Here is an 18,880-nt window from a genome sequence, read left to right on the forward strand (position 1 = left end):
GTGCTCCTCAACTCCGGTCTCCGGCAGCGGTCGTCGAGCGGTCTCCTCGACTACGGTCGTCCGCATGACCATTGTCGCGACCGGCCCCACAGCAACCGCCAACGCCCCCGCCGACAAGACCGGCAGGGCAGACAGGCCAGACAGGGCAGACAGGAACGACAAGGGCGGCGCGGGCCCGCTGCTGCGCGCCTGGCGGGAGCGGCGCAGGATCTCGCAGCTGGAGCTGGCGCTGCGCGCCGACTCCTCCGCGCGGCACATCAGCTTCATCGAAACCGGCCGGTCCCGGCCCAGCGAGGAGATGGTGCTGCGGCTGGCCGAGCACCTGGACGTGCCCGTGCGCGAGCGCAACGCCCTGCTGGTGGCGGCCGGTCACGCCCCGCGCTATCCGGAGACCCCGCTGGACGATCCGGCGCTGGACGTCCTGCGCGACGGCTTGGAGCGCCTCATCCAGGGGTACGAGCCCTACCCGGCGCTGGTGGTCGACGCCGGGTACACGGTCGTCGCCGCCAACCGCGGCATCGCCATGCTGCTGGAGGGCGTACCGGAGAAGCTGATGACGCCGGCGCCGAACGCGATGCGGCTCACGCTGCACCCGGAGGGTCTCGCGCCGCGCATCCGCAATCTGCGCGAATGGCGCGGGCATCTGCTGGCGCAGATGGAACGGCAGCTCGCCCTGCACCGCTCGGAACCGCTGCGCGCCCTGTACGAGGAGGTGGCGGCCTACCCGGTGCCCGCGGACGCACCCGGTGCCGAACCGGCCGGGCCGGTGCCGTACTTCGCGCTGCCGCTGCGGATCGAGCACGACGGCCGGATCCTGTCGTTCGTGTCGTCGATCTCCACGTTCAACACGCCCATGGACGTCACGGTCGCCGAACTCGCCATCGAGACGTTCCTGCCCGCGGATCCGGCCACCACCAAGTACCTGCACACGCTGGCCGGTTGAGGAGCCTCGCCCGATCCCGGTCCGATCGAGAGCGTGTGCGAGCGGGCGTCGCATGACAGACTGCCCGGGTACTTCGGCGCGTAGGGGAGGGCGTGGCGTGAGTGAGCGGCGGGCTGCGCCCACCGTGGGCCAGGTGGTGCTCGGCAAGCGGTTGCAGGAGCTGCGCGAGGCGGCCGGGCTCAGCCGTGAGGAGGCCGCCCGGGTGCTGAGGGTGGCACCCGCGACCGTACGGCGGATGGAGATGGCCGAGGTCGCGCTGAAGATCCCGTACGTGCAGGTGCTGCTGTCCACCTACGGGGTGGCCGCGGAGGAGACGGCCGCGTTCGTGCGGCTGGCCGAGGAGGCGAATCAGCCCGGCTGGTGGCAGCGGTTCCACGATGTGCTGCCCGACTGGTTCAGCCTGTACGTGAGCCTGGAGGGCGCCGCCCGGATCATCCGCTCCTACGAGCCGCACTTCGTGCCCGGCCTGCTGCAGACCGAGGCGTATGCGCGCGGGGTGATGGAGGCCGGGACGATCGGGCAGACCGGGCCGGAGACTGTCGAGCGGCATGTGTCGCTGCGCATGGAGCGCCAGCGCCTGCTGGAGCGGGACGATCCGCCCCACCTGTGGGTGATCATGGACGAGACGGTGCTGAGGCGTCCGGTGAGCGTCCGTCCCGAGGTGATGCGCGACCAGCTGGACCGGCTGCTGGAGTACGCCGCCCGCGACCGGGTCACGCTGCAGCTCGCCGAGTTCGCGGCCGGCCCGCATCCGGGGACGTACGCGCCGTTCACGCTGTTCCGGTTCGCCGAGCCGGAGCTGCCGGACATGGTGTTCACCGAGTATCTGACCGGCGCGCTGTACCTGGACTCCCGCCGCGAGGTCTCGGCGCATCTGGAGGTGCTGGACCACATGACGACGCGGGCCGCCTCCGCGCAGCGCACCGAGAAGCTGCTGCGGGAGTTCCGCGAGGCCCTCTGACCCCCCTGTGACCAGCTGAGGAGCAGCCCCGCATGACCGGAGCCGAGGCGGGGGATCCTGGCCGCGGACGGCACGGCGGTGCGCGGGGCACGCGCCAACCGCCGGTTCATGCACCGGGCCGTCCGTACGGCCGCAGGCGCCGGTATACGCCAGTTCCTGGACATCGGCACGGGCATCCCCACCGAGCCCCATCTGGACCAGGTGGCGCAGGCCGCGGCCGCTGAGTCCCGGGTGGTGTACGCGGACAACGACCCGGTCGTGCTGCGGCACGCCGAGGCGCTGCTGCACGGCTCTGCCGAGGGCAGCACACAGTACGTGCACGCCGACGTCCGCGACCCCGGCACCATCCTGGGACGGGCCGCCGAGACCCTGGACTTCGGCCGGCCGGTCGCGCTGTCCCTGGTGGCGCTGACCCACTACCTGAACGCTGCCGACGACGACGTGTACGGCCTCGTCGGGCGCTACGTCGCGCGGCTCACCCCGGGCAGCTTCCTGATCCTGTCCCAGGTCACGCAGGACCTCAGCCCGGACGGTGTGGCCCGGGCAGCGGAGCTGTTCCGCCGGAGCGGCACGCCGTTCCACCCGCGGACACTGACCGAGTTCCGGCGGTTCTTCGACGGCCTGGAGCTCCTCGGTCCGGGGGTGATCCCCGTGCACGGGTGGCGTCCGGAGCCCGAGGACGTGGCGGCACAGGCCGAGGGCGTCGTGCCCGTGTACGCGGGAGTGGCGCACAAGCCCTGACCCGGAAGGGTGGTCTCGCGATCCGAGGCGGCTCGGACCCCGCCCGGAGCGGTGAGGCCGGGAGCGGCTGGGGAGTCAGGCCGCTCCGCCCTTCTGTTCCTTGTCCTCGTCGACGATCTCCGCGTCCACCACGCCCTCCTCGTCGGGCGCGCTCTGTTCGCCGGCCGGAGCGCCGGAGGCCGGCGCTGACGGCTGGGTCTGGGCGTACATGGCCTGGCCCATCTTCTGGCTGACCGTGGCGAGCTTCTCGACGCCCGTGCGCAGGGCCGCGGTGTCGGCGTTCTGCTCCAGCCGGGTCTTCAGCTCCGTGACGGCCGCCTCGACCTCGGTGCGGGTGTCGGCGGGCACGCGCTCCTGGTTTTCCCGGATGAACTTCTCCGTCTGGTAGACGAGTTGTTCGGCCTGGTTGCGGGTCTCGGCGGCCTCCCGGCGTTTGCGGTCCTCCTCCGCGTACTGTTCCGCGTCCCGCATCATGCGGTCGATGTCGTCCTTGGGGAGGGCGGAGCCGCCGGTGACGGTCATCTTCTGTTCGCGGCCGGTCCCGAGGTCCTTCGCGGAGACGTGCATGATCCCGTTGGCGTCGATGTCGAAGGCGACCTCGATCTGCGGGATCCCGCGCGGGGCGGGCGGCAGTCCGGTGAGGTCGAAGACGCCGAGCTTCTTGTTGTAGGCGGCGATCTCGCGTTCACCCTGGTAGACCTGGATGCCGACCGAGGGCTGGTTGTCGGTGGCGGTGGTGAAGATCTCCGAACGGCGGGTCGGGATCGTGGTGTTGCGTTCGATCAGCTTGGTCATGATGCCGCCCTTGGTCTCGATACCCAGGGACAGCGGGGTGACGTCCAGCAGCAGGACATCCTTGACGTCGCCGCGGATGACACCGGCCTGGAGGGCCGCGCCGACCGCGACGACCTCGTCGGGGTTGACGCCCTTGTGCGGGTCCTTGCCGGTGAGTTCCTTGACCAGGTCGGTGACGGCGGGCATCCGGGTCGAGCCGCCGACGAGGATGACGTGGTCGACCGCGGACAACTGCACGCCGGCGTCCTGGACCGCCTGGTGGAAGGGTGTCGTGCAGCGGTCCAGCAGGTCGGACGTCAGTTCCTGGAACTGGGCGCGCGTCAGTTTCTCCTCGAGGTGCAGCGGGCCGTCGGCGGAGGCGGTGATGTAGGGCAGGTTGATCGTGGTCTCCGAGGACGAGGACAGCTCGATCTTTGCCTTCTCGCCGGCCTCGCGCAGCCGCTGCACCGCCATCTTGTCGCCGCCGAGGTCGATGCCGTACTGCCCCTTGAACCGCTTGACCAGGTACTCGACGATCCGCTGGTCCCAGTCGTCGCCGCCGAGGCGTGTGTCGCCGTTGGTGGCCTTCACCTCGATGACGCCGTCGCCGATCTCCAGCAGGGACACGTCGAAGGTGCCGCCGCCCAGGTCGAAGACGAGGACGGTCTGCTCCTCGCCGCGGTCCAGGCCGTAGGCGAGGGCGGCGGCCGTCGGCTCGTTGATGATCCTCAGCACCTTCAGGCCGGCGATCTCCCCGGCCTCCTTGGTGGCCTGCCGCTGGGAGTCGTCGAAGTACGCCGGTACGGTGATCACCGCGTCCGTGACGTCCTCGCCGAGGTAGGCCTCCGCGTCCCGCTTCAGCTTCTGCAGCACCCGCGCCGACAGCTCCTGCGCGCGCAGGCGGGTGCCGTCGATGGAGCCCTGCTCGGGAAAGCGCCAGTCCGCGTCGCCCATGTGCCGCTTCACCGAGCGCGCGGTGCGCTCCACGTTCGTCACGGCCTGCCGTTTGGCGACCTCGCCGACCAGTACCTCGCCGTTCTTCGCGAACGCCACCACGGAGGGGGTGGTCCGCGCGCCCTCCGCGTTGGCGACGACGGTGGGCTCGCCGCCCTCCAGGACGGACACCACCGAGTTCGTCGTCCCGAGATCGATCCCGACCGCACGTGCCATGGTTCGCCCCTTCCACCAGGACGCATCCGCCACAAGGCCTGTCGCCCTCCCAGCACAGGACGCAAGTACGCCCTTGTCAATGGACGGGTACCCGGAAACGGCGATGCCGCGCCCCTGGGCGGGAGCGCGGCACCGGGGGCGGCGGGCGTCAGGCCAGCTCGGCGGTCAAGGTGATGGTCGTACCGGTCAGGGCCTGGCTGACCGGGCAGTTCTTCTTGGCGTCCTCGGCCGCCGACCGGAAGCCGTCCTCGTCCAGGCCGGGCACCTCGCCGCGGACGGTCAGGTGGATGCCGGTGATGCCCTCGCCGGGCTGGAAGGTGACGTCGGCCTTGGTCTCCAGGCGGGTGGGCGGGGTGCCGGCGCCCGCCAGGCCGTGCGACAGCGCCATGGAGAAGCAGCTGGAGTGGGCGGCGGCGATCAGCTCCTCGGGGCTGGTCTTGCCGTTCGCCTTCTCGGCGCGCGACGGCCACGACACCGGCTGCTGGCCGATGCCGGAGGAGTCGAAGGTGACGACTCCGTTGCCCTCGAGCAGGTTGCCTTCCCAGACGGTGTGTGCGGTGCGCGTGGTTGCCACGGCTGTTCCTTTCACGTCGGTCGGAGTTCTCGGGGTTTCCGGTTCCGGGCCCCATCCGATCACATCCGCGCTCACCGCACCGTGCAGACCGGGCCACGCGGGGTGAACGGCAGGCGGCATCCCGCACACACCGCTGCGCATTCAGGCGGCGCGTTCCTCCTCCGCCGCCGTGGCGAGCGGTACCTGCGGCCCGTTCGCCTCGCGCAGCCAGCGGCGCAGGGCGCGGTGCACCTGCTCGGCGCCGGTCAGCTCCTCTCCGTCGGCCACGGGCTCGGACAGGGTGAGCGGGGAGAGCAGGAAGGGGTGGGACTGGGCGCCGCCGAGGCCTCCGTGGGAGCCGATCTGCTCCTCGAAGGCGAGGACTTCGCCGTCGGCGGGGTCGTGGGAGGAGTTGACCATGATGTCGGCGGTGTGGGGGAAGGAGTGCGTGCGGCGGACGGCGTCGGCGGCGCCGGGACCGAAGGGGGCGAGCGGGCCGGGTTCCTCGTCCAGCTCGTCCAGCGGGATCTCGGTGCCGTTCGGGCCGAGGACCACGCCGTCGTGCTGTTCGCTGCGCACCAGGAGGAAGCCGATGCCGGGGTGGTTGGCGAGGGTGGTGAGCAGGGCGGGATGACGGGTCTCGATCTCCTCCTTGGTCATGCGGTGCGGCACGTCCGGGAAGGAGATCAGGCCGAGGTTGCCGGAGGCGAGCACGACGGGTTCCGAGCCGCGGGAGGGCCGGTGCCGTTCGCCCTTCTCCTCCACGGGCCGGTGCAGGGCCGCGCGGACGGCCACCCGGGCCTCGGCGCCACTGTGGGTCCGTTCCGCCCTGCGGGGTACGGGCAGTCCGCAGCCGGCCCGGACGAGGTCGGCGAGGGTGAGGCCGTAGCGGGCGCGGAAGGTCTCGCCGGGGCTCTGGCCGTGGTCGGACAGGACGACGATCCGGTAGGGGCGCGGGGCGTGTTCGGCGGCCTTCTCGACGAGGGCGAGGGACCGGTCCAGGCGCTGCAGGACCTTCTCGGCGTCCCGGCTGTGCGGTCCGGAGTGGTGGGCGACCTCGTCGTAGGCGACGAGGTCGGCGTAGACGGCGGTCCGGCCGGCGAGCAGGTCGCCCATCACGGCGGCGACCACGACGTCCCGTTCCACGACGGTGGCGAAGGCGCGCACGAAGGGGTAGAGGCCGCCGCGGCTCACACGGGGCCGCTGCCTGCGGATCCTGGCGCGGGTGGACTGGCCGATCTCGCGGACGACCTCGGCGACGAAGGACAGGGCGGTGCGCACCGCGTTGGCGGGGTCGGAGAAGTACGCGAAGTAGCCGGCGCGGGAACGGTTCTCCCGGCCGCGGCGGCGGCCGGCGATGGACAGGACGAGGGCCTGTTCGCCGGCGCCGCCGCTGAACAGGTTGCCGCGGCTCGCGCCGTCGACGGTGAGCAGTCCGCCGTCGCCTGTATGCAGTGTGGCGCGGCGTTGCAGTTCGCCGGCGCTGGTCGGGCGATTGCACACCATCACCTCGCCCCGGTCCTTCTCGTACCAGCGGAAGGCCGGCACGTCGAAGGTGCTGCCGTGCAGGATGCCGAGCTGGCTGGCGCCGGTCTGGCTGGACCAGTCGGTGTGCCAGGGGGTGAGCCGGTGGGTGGGGTGTGGCGTGGGCTGTATACCGTCGCCCGTGGGTTGTATGCCGTCGTCCGTGGGTTGTATGCCGTCATCCGTCGCCAACCAGCGGGCGACGGTCGGCATGAGGCCCTTGCGGACGGCGGCGGTGAGGACGTCGTGGCCGACGCCGTCGAGCTGGACACAGACCAGGCCGGGTGCGGCCGGGCAGGGCGGATCGGCCCTGTGGCGGCGGCCGGCCAGGCGCAGGAGGCGGCGGCGGTAGGCGTCGTCGTCGCGTACGGCGAGGGCGGCGCCGGTGGCCGAGGCGACGGCGGACATCACGGCGGCGACGATGACGGCGGTCTCCGGGGCGGCCTCACCCCGCCCTGAGGGGTTGATGCGCAGGGCGAGCAGGAGCAGGGAGCCGTTGAGGAAGAAGACCAGCAGGCCGAGGACGAAGGCGGGCACGAGCAGCAGCATCCGTACCAGGAGCGGCCACACGACCGCCGAGAGCACACCGAAGGCGCCGGCACCGCACGCGGCGGTGATCGCGATCCGGGTGGCGCTGTCACCGTCGGCGGACTGGAGCCGGAAGTCGGGCAGGAGACCGGCGAGGACGAGCATGGTGACCGTGGAGACCGCCCACACCGTGACGCTCCGTCCGACCTGACTGGCGACCCGCCGCCACCGCACGCCCCGCACGCCCCGCACACCTCACGTCCCGGCCCGCTCGATCACAGGGCCTGGCTCCCACCTTGTCACACGGGGTGGCGCCGGCCCGGCCGGGTCATCGAGCCGTTACCGCCCGTCGTACCCCGCCGTCGGCATCGAAAGGCGGCGGTGCACCCGTGCCTTCATCTGCGCGTCGTACGACGGCTCGGCGCGCCCCACCGTCTCCACCCGGACCCCGCGCCGCGCGCATTCGGCGGTGAACTCCTCCACCGTGGACAGGGCGCGCTCCAGCACGCGCCGGCTGGGGGCGACGAACACGTCCACGCCGGGCCGGACTCCGTCCCACAGCGCGCAATGGTCGAAACGCAGCCCGCCGACGAGCAGTTCCCGCGCGACCACATAGCCGCGTTCCGCCGCCCACCGGGCGCACATGGCGTGCTGGCTGCGGGAGTCCACCAGGAAGGGGTCGGCCTCCAGTTCCTCCAGAGGCGTCAGACTCGCGATGGCGGTGACCCGCACCGGCGCGAGCCCGCCAAAGGCACCCCGCAGCTGTCCCATGGCGCCCCCTCACCTCCGGGTTTCGCCGCCGACCCTACTCCTGCCCGTAGGCTTCGGGGAGTCGCGCGAAGGAGGCGAAGAAGGTGCCGGTGGAGATCACCTGGTGGGGTCACGCCACCTGCACGCTCGAAGACTCACACATACGCGTGCTCACCGACCCGTTGTTCGCCCGTCGGCTCGCACATCTGCGCCGTCGCCGGGGCGCCGTGCCGCCTGCCGAGGCCCGCCGCACGGACGTGGCGCTCGTCTCCCATCTGCACGCCGACCACCTGCACCTGCCCTCGCTGGCGGCGCTCTCCCCGGGCACGCGCCTGCTCGTGCCCCGGGGCGCACCACGGGCGGTACCCGGTCTGCGCCGGCTACGCCACCTGCGGATCACCGAGGTCGTCCCGGGGGACGAGGTCCGAGTCGGTGATCTGCTGGTGCAGGCGGTGCCCGCACGGCACGACGGACGGCGGCTGCCGGTCGGCCCGCACCGCTCCCCCGCGCTCGGGTACGTCGTCGCGGGCGAGGCGCGGACGTACTTCGCCGGGGACACGGGCCTGTTCGACACCATGGCGGAGCAGGCCGGGCCGGTGGACGTGGCGCTGCTGCCGGTGGGCGGCTGGGGACCGTACCTCGGTGAGGGACATCTGGACGCGGGGCGGGCGGCACGGGCGCTGGCCCTTCTGGCGCCGCGCGTGGCGGTGCCGGTGCACTACGGGACGTACTGGCCGATCGGCATGGACGCCGTGCGCCCGCACGAATTCCACGCGCCGGGCGACGAGTTCGTGCGTCTGGCGGCCGAGGCCGCGCCGAAGGTGGCCGTGCACAAGCTGGGGCACGGGGAGAGTGTGCGCCTGGAGGTCGCGCGGTGAGATGGCTGGCCTCCGCGGTGACGCTGGCCGCCGCCTCGACGTCCACGGCGCCGCCCGAGTCCACGCAGCAGGCGCTCGGCTATCCCTCGCTGTTCCTGCTGGTGCTGATCGGGGCGCTGGTGCCGGTGGTGCCGACCGGGGCGCTGGTGAGCTCGGCGGCGGTGGTGGCGTTCCATCAGACGGCGCCGTTCTCCCTGGCGCTGGTGTTCGTGACGGCGTCGCTGGCGGCCTTCCTCGGGGATGCGACGCTGTACTGGCTGGGACGGCGCGGGATGCGGTCGAGGAACGGCTCGCGCTGGCTGGAGGCGATCCGCTCGCGGGCACCGGAGGAGCGGCTGGCGCAGGCGCAGTCGAAGTTGGCCGAGCATGGGGTGGCGGTGCTGGTGCTGTCCCGGCTGGTGCCTGCGGGGCGGCTGCCGGTGATGCTGGCCTGTCTGGTGGCCGAGTGGCCCGTGCGGCGCTTCAGCAGGGGGAACTTGCCGGCGTGTCTGGCGTGGGCGTTGACGTATCAGGTGATCGGGATTCTGGGCGGGTCGCTGTTCGAGGAGCCGTGGGAAGGTGTCGTTGCTGCGGTGGGGTTGACGCTGGTGATCAGTGCGGTTCCGAGTGTGGTGCGGCGCGCTTCGCGGTAGCGCCGTCGAGGGTTCGGTCGTCTGCGGAGTGCGGGGCCGTTGTGGCTTGTCGCGCAGTTCCCCGCGCCCCCTGGGGAGTACGGTCGAGCACTCTTGAGCCGCCCACCGGGAGATCCCACAGGTCCTCACGGTCCAGGCCTGCCTCCTCCCAAGCAGTTCGCACCCGCATCAGCGGTTCCAGTACCGGCTCGGCCGACAGGACGAACGTGCCCCAGTGCATGGGAGCCATCCTCCGGGCGCCCGCGTCCAGGGTTGCCTGGACCGCCTCCTCCGGGTTGCAGTGGACGTCGCTGAGCCACCAGCGGGGGTCGTAGGCGCCGATCGGCATGAGGGCGAGGTCGATGCCGGGGTAGCGGCGGCCGATGCGGGAGAACCAGTGGCCGTAGCCGGTGTCGCCGGCGAAGTAGAGGCGCTGTCCGTCGGGTGCGGTCAGGACCCAGCCGCCCCACAGGCTGTGGCAGGTGTCGGTGAGGGTGCGCTTGGACCAGTGGTGGGCAGGCACGAAGTCGAAGCGGACGCCGGACAGTTCGGCGCCTTCCCACCAGTCCAGCTCGGTGATGCAGGTGAACCGGCGGCGCCGGAACCAGCGGCCGAGGCCGGCCGGTACGAACACCGGTGTGGTGCGCGGGAGCCGGCGCAGGGTCGGGGCGTCCAGGTGGTCGTAGTGGTTGTGGCTGATGACGACCGCGTCGACGCGCGGCAGGGTGTCCCAGGCGACACCGACGGGGGTGATGCGGGCCGGGGTGCCGAGGATGCGACGGGACCAGACGGGGTCGGTGAGTACGGTCAGCCCGCCGACCCGGACGATCCAACTGGCGTGTCCCGCCCAGGAGACGGCGAGCGTGCGGGTGCCCACGCGGGGCAGCGGGCCGGGTTCGCAGGGAAGCCGGGGGATGTCGGCGAGGCTGTCGGGGGCGGGGCGTACGGCGCCTTCGCGGGCGAAGCGGGCGAGGGCCTTGAGGCCGGGCAGCGGCGCGGTGAGCCGATCGTGGAACGTCCGCGGCCACACCCGGTGTTCGCCGAGGGGGCGGGGCTCGGCCAGCGGCGGGAAAGGGGGTGCGGAGCTGCCGACTGCGCCGCTCGGCGTGGTCGTGGTGGCCGAGGTGGTCATCGGGGTCGTGGTGGTCGTCGTGGTGGCGGATCCGGGCTCATGCGTCTGCTGCGTCATCGAGGAGACTCCCGTCGCTGAGCGTCGTCGCGGAGATCGGCGAAGGCCGACCTCAAGGAGATCAACGCGCGTTCCACGTGTGGCAGTTCCCACGGCGAGGGTGACATGAGGCATTCCGTGCGTTCGTCGTCCGTGCCGCCCAGCAGGGGCCCCGTGGCGAGCCGTACGCGCAGCGCTCCGAGGTCGTCGCCGAAACGGTGGCCGCCGGGCGCGGGCATGCCGAGCCGGGCGGTGAGGAAGTCCTCCAGTTCCTGTGCGTCGCCAACGCCCTGCTCGGCGAGCGCTTCGCGCAGCGGGCCGAGGTCGGCGTACAGATGGCGGCCGGCCTGCGGCGGTCGGGCAAGCGCGCCGCCCGCGACGAGCGCGGCGTGCGCGGCGGCGGCCACGCGCGCGTGCAGGCGTACGGCGGCCTCGCGGCGCTCGGTGACGGGCTCGGGTTCGTCGAGGGCGTACCCGGCCGCGGCGGCGACCGGCTGGGCGACCCGGGCGCCGAGCGCGGTGAGGATGTCGAGCACGCGCGCGTGGAGGTGTTCCCCCGCCGCTCCGGAGGGGAAGCGGGCGACGGCGGCGGGCCAGCCGGGCGGCAGCAGGGCGCCGGCCAGGTCGGTGACGACGGTGACCCGCTCGGGCAGCATCTCGGCGGGGCTGATCAGGACGGTCTCGTGCGGGTCGTGCACGGTGTCGCGCCAGGTCTCGTCGCTGACCAGGTGCAGGCCCTCGGCGGCCGCGGCCTCGACGGTCTCGTGCAGCAGTTCGGGCGGGGCGACGGTGGCGGTGGGGTCGTCGGCGACGGACAGCACCAGCAGCCGGGGCTCGCCGCCCTCGGCGCGGATCCGGCGCACGGTCTCCAGCAGGGCGTACGGGTCGGGGACGCCGCCGCTCTCGGCCGGGGTGGGCACGTGGAAGACGGGCCTGCCCAGCAGGCGGGCGTAGGGCGCCCACCAGGCGGCGCAGGGGCGGGGCACGAGCACGTCACCGTCGTCGCCGGCGAGCGCGGCGGTCAGGGCGAGCAGCAGGGCGGGGGCGCCGGGGCCGGCGGCCACCCGGTCGGGGACGCAGGGCAGTCCGCGCCGGGTCCAGTAGCCGCAGGCCGCCTCCAGCAGGGCGGGGGCGCCGCCGACGGGCTGTGCGTCGGCGCGGCTCGCGGCGGCGGCGAGGTGGGCGGCGAGTTCGGGGAGCACGGGCAGGCCGTCGCTCGGCAGGGGCGGTCCGTAGCGGACGGGGCCGTGGTCCTCCAGGTCGGTCCGCCGCATGTCCGCCTCCGCGCAGTCCGTGTGCCGTGTGGTGTTCCCGTCCGGGCCGTGCTGTCCTCGTCGGCTGGTCCTGTGGCCGCTGCTGTGGTGCCGGCTGCGTGGCTGGTGGGTACGGTGCCTGCTGGTGGTGCCCTCGGGATGGTGTGTACCCGCCTGGCGGCCGTCCATGGCCGGTGGCCCGGGTCGCCCCGGTACGGCCCGCCCGGCGCCGCGCGTCAGCCGTCCGCGGACCTCCTGCGGCCGTGCAGCCGGTAGAGGGCGCCCCCGCAGGCCGCGGCGATCAGCACACCGCCGGTGACCAGGGCCGGGACCGAGTCGTCGAAGGTGCCTCCCTGCCCGGCGTCGGCCCCGTGCTCCACGGTCGCCGGGGCGCAGTCGGCGTCCTTGCCGGGCCCGGGGCAGGTGTGCCCGGCGGGGCAGGGCGCGCCGTGGGAGTCCCCGCAGTCACGGTCGCCACCGGTGCAGGGCCGCGCCTCGGCGCACTCCTGTCCGGTGCCATGGCACTGCGCGCCGTTCCGGCACTGCCCGGTCCCGTCGGCACAGGCGCCGCCGTCACTGCACTGGGCACTCCCCTCGTGCTGTGCCGCGCCCTCGTGACACGTCTCGCCCTCGCGGCACTGTTCGGCCCCCTCGTGACACGTCTCCCCCTCGCGGCACTGGCCGGCTCCTTCGTGACACGTCTCGCCCTCCCGGCACTGGGTACCGTCTTCGCGGTTCCCGCCGTCCTTACCGGTCCCGCCGTCCTGACTGGTCCCGCCGTCCTGACTGATTCCGCCGTCCTGGCCGGTCCCGCCGTCCTGACTGATCCCGCCGTCCTGGCCGGTCCCGCCATCCCCACCGGTCTCGACGTCCTCGCCGGTCCCGCCATCCCCACCGTTCACGCCGCCCTCGCCGGTCCCGCCATCCCCACCGTTCACGCCGGTCCCGCCGTTCACGCCGCCCTCGCACCCTGTGCCCTCCTCCAAGCCCCGGGAGGCGGGGTCGAGGGTGCCGGGGACCGGCCCGGCGAGGGCGTCGCAGGGCACGGAGACGGCGGCGGAGGCGCTGGGCGGGCTGGTGCCGGGGCCGGCCTCGGCCGGGGCGGCGGCGAGGGCGGCGGGCCCGGCTATGAAGAGCCCGGCACCGGCCAGGGCGGCGACGGACAGGGCACGGACGGTGCGGCGCATGAGGCGGGCTCCTCGGCACGACGGCGGACGCCGGACGCCGGGACGGCGGTACGGCTGCGGGACACGGCCGGCGTGCCCTCGCTGCCATCACAGCCCGCCGGCCGCCGCACCGCGCGCGGCCGGACCCCATTCGCGGGACGCGAACAGCCCCAACGGGTGACCCGGGACCGGCCGCCGGCCGCTCGTCGCACACCCGCCCCGGGGACGGTTCAGGGCAGGTTTTCCGTCTCCCGTGCAGGTCACTCGGTAAGTGCTCGGACCGTTCGCGTCGTACCGCACCGGGGAGGATCCTCGGTCCTGTGTCGGCTGCCGGTACCCGGGTACGCGGTGCGGGCCCTCTCCCCTCTGGAGGAAGACATGCAGCGAGGCAGTGACCGGTTGAGCGTCCATCGGGACGACGAGATGAAGCACGAGCTGAAGGGCCTGCTCCAGACCAGGCACCCGACGCGCGTCGAGGAGTGGCACGATCCGGAGCCGGCCGCCGACGACGACCCGGAGGTCTGGAGCGGGCCGGTGGGCGGTCTTGGGGCCCCGGCGTCGCTGGACCGGGCGCGGCTGGAGCTGGCCCGGCACCTGAGCCGGCACGCGTTCCCCGCGAACGCGGGCGAGCTGGCCCGGGCCCTGCGCCGGAGCAACGCACCGGGCTCGCTGGTCGACGCGGTGGCCGGGCTTCCGCGCTCGGCCCGGTACGCCCATGTGCAGCAGCTGGCCGAGGCGCTGGTGGGCGGCGGATGAGCCGGGGGCGGCCGGCGGAGATCGGCGCCGACCCGCCCGGGCCGCGCGCCGCCCGTTCCCGACGCCGACCGCCGTACCGCCCGGACAAGGAAGGTGAGGGATCATGCGTATCGCGTTTCTGGTGGCTCCCCAGGGCGTCGAGCAGATCGAGCTGACCGAGCCGTGGAAGGCGTTGGAGTCCGCGGGCCACGAGCCGGTGCTGGTGTCGACGCGTGCCGGCGAGATCCGGGCGTTCGACCATCTGGACAAGGCGGACGCGTTCCCGGTCGACGACGTCGTCGGCGAGACGTGGGCCGGTTCCTTCGGCGCACTGGTTCTGCCGGGCGGCGTGGCCAGTCCCGACTTCCTGCGCATGGACCCGGGAGCCGTGGCCTTCGTGAAGGAATTCTTCGTGCGGGGCCGTCCGGTCGCCGCGATCTGCCACGCTCCGTGGACGCTGGTGGAGGCGGACGTCGTACGCGGCCGGACGCTGACGTCCTGGCCGAGCATCCGGACGGACATCCGCAACGCGGGCGGCACCTGGGTGAACGAGCAGGTGGTGATCTGTGCCGACGGCCCGAACAAGCTGGTGACCAGCCGTAAGCCGGACGATCTGAAGGCGTTCTGCGACGCAGTCGTGGAGGTGTTCGCCGCCGAGACGGACTGACACCCCCGCAATCTTTCGCGTGCGGCCGCCTCAGGTGCCGGACGTGTCCGGAGTCGCCGCCTCGCCGCAGCAGCGCTCGCGGGCGCCCTCGCGGGTGCGGCCCGCACTGACCAGGCGGCGCGGGTTGCGCCGCAGGTACTCGCCCTCGAGCTGTGCCATGCGCTCGTTGTGGGCCCGCAGCGCGTCGTTCGAGCCGTACAGGAGGGTGTCGTGGCGCGTGCGGTGGATCGTCTCCAGCTCTTTCATGAGCTGCTGGTCGTCCAGTCGGCTGGGGTCGACTCCGGTCATGGTGGTGCCCCGCTCGTCGTGTTCGTTCATCCGGTTCGGGTACCCACCCGGACTGCACTGTCCCCGAGCGTTTCCGGGAGGGAGCCGTGGAGCTCGCGTTCCTTCAGTCCACTGTACGAACATCCGGCTCCCCGGGCCCTCCGGCGGAGCCACCGGGTCACCGGGCCCGTTCCACGCGGCGTTCGTCCCAGACCGGCTCGGGGGTCTCGCGGACGCGGCCGTCGCTGCCGAAGACCAGGAAGCGGTCGAAGGAGCGGGCGAACCAGCGGTCGTGGGTGACCGCCAGGACCGTGCCCTCGAAGGCCTCCAGGCCCTCCTGGAGGGCCTCGGCGGACTCCAGGTCGAGGTTGTCGGTGGGCTCGTCCAGCAGCAGGGCGGTGACGCCCTGGAGTTCCAGCAGGAGGATCTGGAAGCGGGCCTGCTGGCCGCCGGAGAGCCGGTCGAAGGACTGTTCGGCCTGGCCCGTCAGCTCGTAGCGGCGCAGCCGGGACATGGCCGCGCCCCGGTCCTGGGAGTGTTCCTTCCACAGGATGTCGAGGAGGGTACGGCCCTGCAGCTCGGGGTGGGCGTGGGTCTGCGCGAAGTGGCCGGGGACGACCCGCGCGCCGAGCTTCCACTCCCCCGTGTGCGCCACGTCCTCCCCGGCGAGCAGCCTGAGGAAGTGCGACTTGCCCGAGCCGTTGGAGCCGAGCACGGCGACCCGTTCGCCGTAGAAGACCTCCAGGTCGAAGGGGTTCATCAGGCCGGTCAGCCCGAGCCCCTTGCAGGTGACGGCCCTGATGCCGGTGCGGCCGCCCTTCAGGCGCATGGTGATGTCCTGCTCGCGCGGCGGCTCGGGCGGCGGGCCGGCCTCCTCGAACTTGCGCAGCCTGGTCTGCGCGGCCCGGTAGCGGGAGGCCAGGTCGGCGCTGTTCTCGGCTGCCTGTCGGAGCGTGAGGACCAGCTTCTTCAGCTGGGCGTGCTTCTCGTCCCAGCGGCGGCGCAACTCCTCGAAGCGGGCGAAGCGTTCGCGGCGGGCCTCGTGGTAGGTGGCGAAGCCGCCGCCGTGCACCCAGGCGTCGGCGCCGCCCGGGCCGGGCTCCACGGAGACGATCTTCTCGGCGGCACGGGCGAGGAGTTCACGGTCGTGGGAGACGAACAGGACCGTCTTGCGGGTCTCCTTCAGCTGCTGTTCCAGCCATCGTTTGCCGGGCACGTCCAGGTAGTTGTCCGGCTCGTCCAGCAGCAGCACCTCGTCGGTGCCGCGCAGCAGGGCCTCCAGGACGAGGCGTTTCTGCTCGCCGCCGGAGAGCGTGCGCACCTGCCGCCACTGGGCCCGCTCGTACGGCATGCCGAGCGCGGCGGTGGTGCACATGTCCCACAGGGTCTCGGCCTCGTAGCCGCGTGCCTCCGCCCAGTCGGCGAGGGCCTGCGCGTAGGTCAGCTGGGCGGCCTCGTCGTCGACGGTCATGATGGCGTGCTCGGCCGTGTCGACCGCCTCGGCCGCCTCGCGGATGCGGGGCGGGGCGACGGAGACCAGCAGGTCGCGTACGGTCGTCTCGTCGCGTACGGAGCCCACGAACTGGCGCATCACGCCGAGGCCGCCGCTGACGGTGACGCCGCCGCCGTGCGGTTTCAGCTCGCCGGAGATCAGCCGGAGCAGGGTCGTCTTGCCGGCGCCGTTCGGCCCGACCAGGGCGACGGCGGCGCCTTCACCGACCCGGAAGGAGACATCGCCGAGCAGCGCCCTCCCGTCGGGGAGGTAGTACTCGAGGTGCGCGGCTTCCAGATGTCCCATGAAGAGGCATTCTGTGGGGCGCCCCCGACCTGGGGCAAACCCTTATCGGTCCTGGGGCGGCCGCCGGCCGGCGCCGGGTCCGGCGGCGGCCGGGAGCGGGCCGGCCGCGTCCAGGGGCTCTCCGGCCGGGCCGCCCTCGCCCGCCGGTACGACGGTGGCGCCGGCCCAGGACAGTGCCTCGAAGCCGTCGGACGGGGAGCCCTCCAGGATCACCACGCCGGTGTTCTCCAGCGGGCGCAGGGCGGCGAAGGCCACGTCGACGTTGCCGGCGCGGGCGGCGGTCCACATGCGGATGGCGGCGCCGTGGCTGATCATGGCGACGCTCCCGGCGCCGCTCGCGGCGGCCTCGGCGATCACGGCGTCGTACCGGGCCAGGGCCTCCGCGCCGCTCTCCCCTCCCGGCATGCGCAGCCCGGTGTCCCCGGCCGCCCAGGCGAAGATCGTCTTCATGTAGAGATGCCCCTGTGCGGAGTCGCCGGGCACCATCTCCAGGTCGCCCGCGGACACCTCCCGGATGCCGTCCCGGACGATCACCTCAAGACCGCGGGCGGCGGCCAGCGGGGCGGCCGTCAGCCGGGTGCGGACGAGCGTGGAGGCATAGACGGCCTCGATGGCCTCACCCGCGAGCACCTCGGGCAGGGCGGCGGCCTGTCGCTCCCCGAGCGGGGTCAGACCGGGCCCGGGTACGGCGGTGTCCAGCAGGAAGCCGGCATTGGACGGGGTCTGGCCGTGGCGGACGAGGAGCAGGCGCATGCGGGGTTCCTCTCACTCGATCGCACCACCGACGCACGAGAAACGGCGACTTCAGGGTACTCGCCCGGGCATGAGCCCAGACGTCGACCTCACTGTCCCGAAGCCCGGGCGGCACGCGCTGCGCGACCGGCTGCTCGCTCTGGACGGCCGCCTCTTCGAGAGGGCCGCCGAGTGGCACTGGCCGGGTGCCGAGCGCGTGTTGCCGCGGCTGAGCCGCAGCGCCAATCACGGCGTGTTGTGGTTCGCGACGGCGGCCGCCATGAGCGCGAGCCGTACGCCGCGGGCCCGGCGGGCCGCCTCCCGCGCGATCGCCTCCCTGAGCCTGGCCTCCCTGACCATCAACACCCTCGGCAAGCGGTCGGTGCGCCGCGCGCGGCCGGTTCTGGACCCGGTGCCGCTGGTGCGGCAGCTGAAGCGGCAGCCGGTCACCACCTCGTTCCCGTCGGGTCACGCGGCGTCGGCGGCCGCGTTCGCGACCGGTGTCGCCCTCGAGTCGCCGGCCTGGGGGGCGGTGGTGGCGCCGGTGGCGTTCTCCGTGGCCATGTCCCGCGTCTACACGGGGGTGCACTTCCCGAGCGATGTGCTCGCGGGGGCGGCACTGGGCGCGGGCGCCGCGTTCGCCGTGCGGGCTCTGCTGCCGGCCCGCACCCAGGTCGTGCCGGCCGAGCGGTCGCGGGCCGCGGCGCCTGCCCTGCCCGGGGGCGAGGGTCTGGTGGTCGTCGCCAACCGCGCCTCGGGCACCTGCGAGCGGGTGCGTGTGCTGCGTCGGGCGCTGCCCGGTGCGGAGCTCCTGGAGTGTGAACCCCAGGACACGGAGGCCGAGTTGGAGAAGGCGGCCGCGCGGGCACGGGCGCTCGGGGTGTGCGGGGGCGACGGGACGGTGAACGCGGCGGCCGCGGTCGCGCTGCGGCACGGCCTGCCCCTCGCGGTGCTGCCCGGCGGCACGCTCAACCACTTCGCCCACGACCTCGGGGTGGAGGACGAGCGCACGACGGCCGGTGCCGTGCAGCGGGGCGAGGCGGTCCGGGTGGACGTGGGCCGGTTCACCGCCGGAGACCTGGAGGGCGTCTTCCTGAACACGCTGAGTCTGGGCGTCTATCCGGAGCTGGTGCGCATCCGGGAGCGCTGGTCGCCCCGGATCGGCGGCTGGCCGGCCGGGGTGCTCGGCGCGTTGCGGGTGCTGCGCGCGGACCGGCATCCGCTGGAGGCCGAACTCGGCGGACGGCGCCGCCCGTTGTGGCTGCTGTTCGTGGGCAACGGCATCTACCACCGGATGGGGCTCGCGCCCGGCCGCCGGACCGGCCTGGCGGACGGGCTGCTGGACGTGCGGGTCGTGCACGGCAGCCGCAGGCCCGCGCTGCGGCTGCTGGCGGCCGCAGCGGCGGGCCCGCTCACCCGTTCCCCGGCCCATGCGGCGGTGCAGGTGAAGCGGCTGCGGCTGACCGGTCTCGCGCCGGGGACACCGCTGGCGTACGACGGGGAGGTCACCGAGGTGCGGGGGGAGGTGCTGGTCGAGAAGCTGCCGGGGGCCCTGACGGTCTACCGGCCGCTGCCCTGAACCACCTCAAGTCCTCCAGTCCACAGTCCACATCCTGAAACGGTAGTCTCACCATTCGGCATGCGCGCGTACCGTGGGACGT

At 73.3% G+C, this 18,880-nt stretch carries 17 protein-coding genes and 1 pseudogene; 8 read left to right on the plus strand and 10 right to left on the minus strand.

The annotated features are described in order from the left end of the window. Positions 1 to 64 precede the first annotated feature (64 nt). The 3 genes and pseudogenes from AQI88_RS02610 to AQI88_RS02620 all read left to right on the plus strand — a co-directional run. Complete coding sequence (locus AQI88_RS02610) at positions 65 to 943, plus strand: helix-turn-helix domain-containing protein (protein WP_066991013.1); 879 nt, start codon at positions 65 to 67, stop codon at positions 941 to 943. A 97-nt stretch (positions 944 to 1,040) separates the two neighbouring features. Continuing rightward, positions 1,041 to 1,904 (plus strand): helix-turn-helix domain-containing protein, encoded by an 864-nt coding sequence (locus tag AQI88_RS02615; protein WP_066991015.1) that lies wholly within the window; start codon positions 1,041 to 1,043, stop codon positions 1,902 to 1,904. 39 nt (positions 1,905 to 1,943) lie between these two features. Then, positions 1,944 to 2,645, plus strand: a pseudogene (locus AQI88_RS02620) (SAM-dependent methyltransferase); the annotation flags it as partial. A 75-nt stretch (positions 2,646 to 2,720) separates the two neighbouring features. Here AQI88_RS02620 and dnaK read toward each other — a convergent pair. From dnaK to AQI88_RS02640, 4 genes are all read right to left on the minus strand, one after another. Further along, positions 2,721 to 4,589, minus strand: coding sequence for a molecular chaperone DnaK (dnaK, locus tag AQI88_RS02625; RefSeq protein WP_066991017.1), 1,869 nt, complete (start codon positions 4,587 to 4,589; stop codon positions 2,721 to 2,723). Positions 4,590 to 4,737: 148 nt separating this feature from the next. Continuing rightward, entirely contained in the window at positions 4,738 to 5,163 is a 426-nt protein-coding gene (locus tag AQI88_RS02630) for an OsmC family protein (RefSeq protein ID WP_066991020.1), read from the minus strand. Positions 5,164 to 5,304: 141 nt separating this feature from the next. Next, positions 5,305 to 7,437: a phage holin family protein gene (locus AQI88_RS02635; RefSeq protein ID WP_066991023.1), complete on the minus strand. Its 2,133-nt coding sequence runs from the start codon at positions 7,435 to 7,437 to the stop codon at positions 5,305 to 5,307. Positions 7,438 to 7,533: 96 nt separating this feature from the next. Beyond that, a complete protein-coding gene (locus tag AQI88_RS02640) occupies positions 7,534 to 7,965 on the minus strand; it encodes a hypothetical protein (protein ID WP_066991026.1) in 432 nt (143 codons plus the stop codon). 83 nt (positions 7,966 to 8,048) lie between these two features. On the opposite strand from AQI88_RS02640, the gene AQI88_RS02645 reads away from it, so the two are divergent. After that, complete coding sequence (locus tag AQI88_RS02645) at positions 8,049 to 8,822, plus strand: MBL fold metallo-hydrolase (RefSeq protein WP_066991029.1); 774 nt, start codon at positions 8,049 to 8,051, stop codon at positions 8,820 to 8,822. Beyond that, positions 8,819 to 9,454, plus strand: coding sequence for a DedA family protein (locus AQI88_RS02650; RefSeq protein ID WP_244184013.1), 636 nt, complete (start codon positions 8,819 to 8,821; stop codon positions 9,452 to 9,454). Before AQI88_RS02645 ends, AQI88_RS02650 begins: the two co-directional genes overlap by 4 nt. Here the strand turns inward: AQI88_RS02650 and AQI88_RS02655 are convergent. The 3 genes from AQI88_RS02655 to AQI88_RS02665 all read right to left on the minus strand — a co-directional run bounded on the left by AQI88_RS02655 (position 9,414) and on the right by AQI88_RS02665 (position 13,041). Further along, positions 9,414 to 10,622 (minus strand): MBL fold metallo-hydrolase, encoded by a 1,209-nt coding sequence (locus tag AQI88_RS02655; RefSeq protein ID WP_079057359.1) that lies wholly within the window; start codon positions 10,620 to 10,622, stop codon positions 9,414 to 9,416. The two genes, AQI88_RS02650 and AQI88_RS02655, sit on opposite strands and share 41 nt — an antisense overlap. Then, positions 10,619 to 11,875 carry an aminotransferase class I/II-fold pyridoxal phosphate-dependent enzyme gene (locus tag AQI88_RS02660; RefSeq protein ID WP_066991032.1) on the minus strand — a complete coding sequence of 419 codons (1,257 nt, stop codon included), beginning with the start codon at positions 11,873 to 11,875 and terminating at the stop codon, positions 10,619 to 10,621. Before AQI88_RS02660 ends, AQI88_RS02655 begins: the two co-directional genes overlap by 4 nt. A gap of 215 nt (positions 11,876 to 12,090) precedes the next feature. Beyond that, positions 12,091 to 13,041, minus strand: a complete 951-nt coding sequence (locus AQI88_RS02665) for a hypothetical protein (RefSeq protein WP_066991035.1) — start codon at positions 13,039 to 13,041, stop codon at positions 12,091 to 12,093. Between the two features lie 357 nt (positions 13,042 to 13,398). Here AQI88_RS02665 and AQI88_RS02670 point away from each other — a divergent pair, with 357 nt between their 5' ends. Together AQI88_RS02670 and AQI88_RS02675 are read left to right on the plus strand one after the other, a co-directional pair. Next, positions 13,399 to 13,776 carry a DUF2795 domain-containing protein gene (locus AQI88_RS02670; RefSeq protein WP_066991037.1) on the plus strand — a complete coding sequence of 126 codons (378 nt, stop codon included), beginning with the start codon at positions 13,399 to 13,401 and terminating at the stop codon, positions 13,774 to 13,776. Positions 13,777 to 13,879: 103 nt separating this feature from the next. Further along, a complete protein-coding gene (locus AQI88_RS02675) occupies positions 13,880 to 14,422 on the plus strand; it encodes a type 1 glutamine amidotransferase domain-containing protein (RefSeq protein ID WP_066991040.1) in 543 nt (180 codons plus the stop codon). Positions 14,423 to 14,452: 30 nt separating this feature from the next. Here AQI88_RS02675 and AQI88_RS02680 read toward each other — a convergent pair whose 3' ends face one another. From AQI88_RS02680 to AQI88_RS02690, 3 genes are all read right to left on the minus strand, one after another. Beyond that, positions 14,453 to 14,740 (minus strand): DUF6158 family protein, encoded by a 288-nt coding sequence (locus tag AQI88_RS02680; protein ID WP_066991043.1) that lies wholly within the window; start codon positions 14,738 to 14,740, stop codon positions 14,453 to 14,455. Between the two features lie 127 nt (positions 14,741 to 14,867). Then, positions 14,868 to 16,487: an ABC-F family ATP-binding cassette domain-containing protein gene (locus AQI88_RS02685; RefSeq protein ID WP_066991045.1), complete on the minus strand. Its 1,620-nt coding sequence runs from the start codon at positions 16,485 to 16,487 to the stop codon at positions 14,868 to 14,870. Between the two features lie 42 nt (positions 16,488 to 16,529). Next, on the minus strand, positions 16,530 to 17,240 hold the full coding sequence (locus AQI88_RS02690; protein ID WP_066991048.1) for a histidine phosphatase family protein: 711 nt from the start codon (positions 17,238 to 17,240) through the stop codon (positions 16,530 to 16,532). Positions 17,241 to 17,310: 70 nt separating this feature from the next. Here AQI88_RS02690 and AQI88_RS02695 point away from each other — a divergent pair, with 70 nt between their 5' ends. Further along, positions 17,311 to 18,798 carry a bifunctional phosphatase PAP2/diacylglycerol kinase family protein gene (locus tag AQI88_RS02695; RefSeq protein ID WP_066991051.1) on the plus strand — a complete coding sequence of 496 codons (1,488 nt, stop codon included), beginning with the start codon at positions 17,311 to 17,313 and terminating at the stop codon, positions 18,796 to 18,798. The last annotated feature ends 82 nt before the right edge of the window (positions 18,799 to 18,880 follow it).

The sequence above is a fragment of the Streptomyces cellostaticus genome (genome assembly GCF_001513965.1).
In the GTDB taxonomy this organism is placed as follows: Bacteria; Actinomycetota; Actinomycetes; order Streptomycetales; family Streptomycetaceae; genus Streptomyces; species Streptomyces cellostaticus.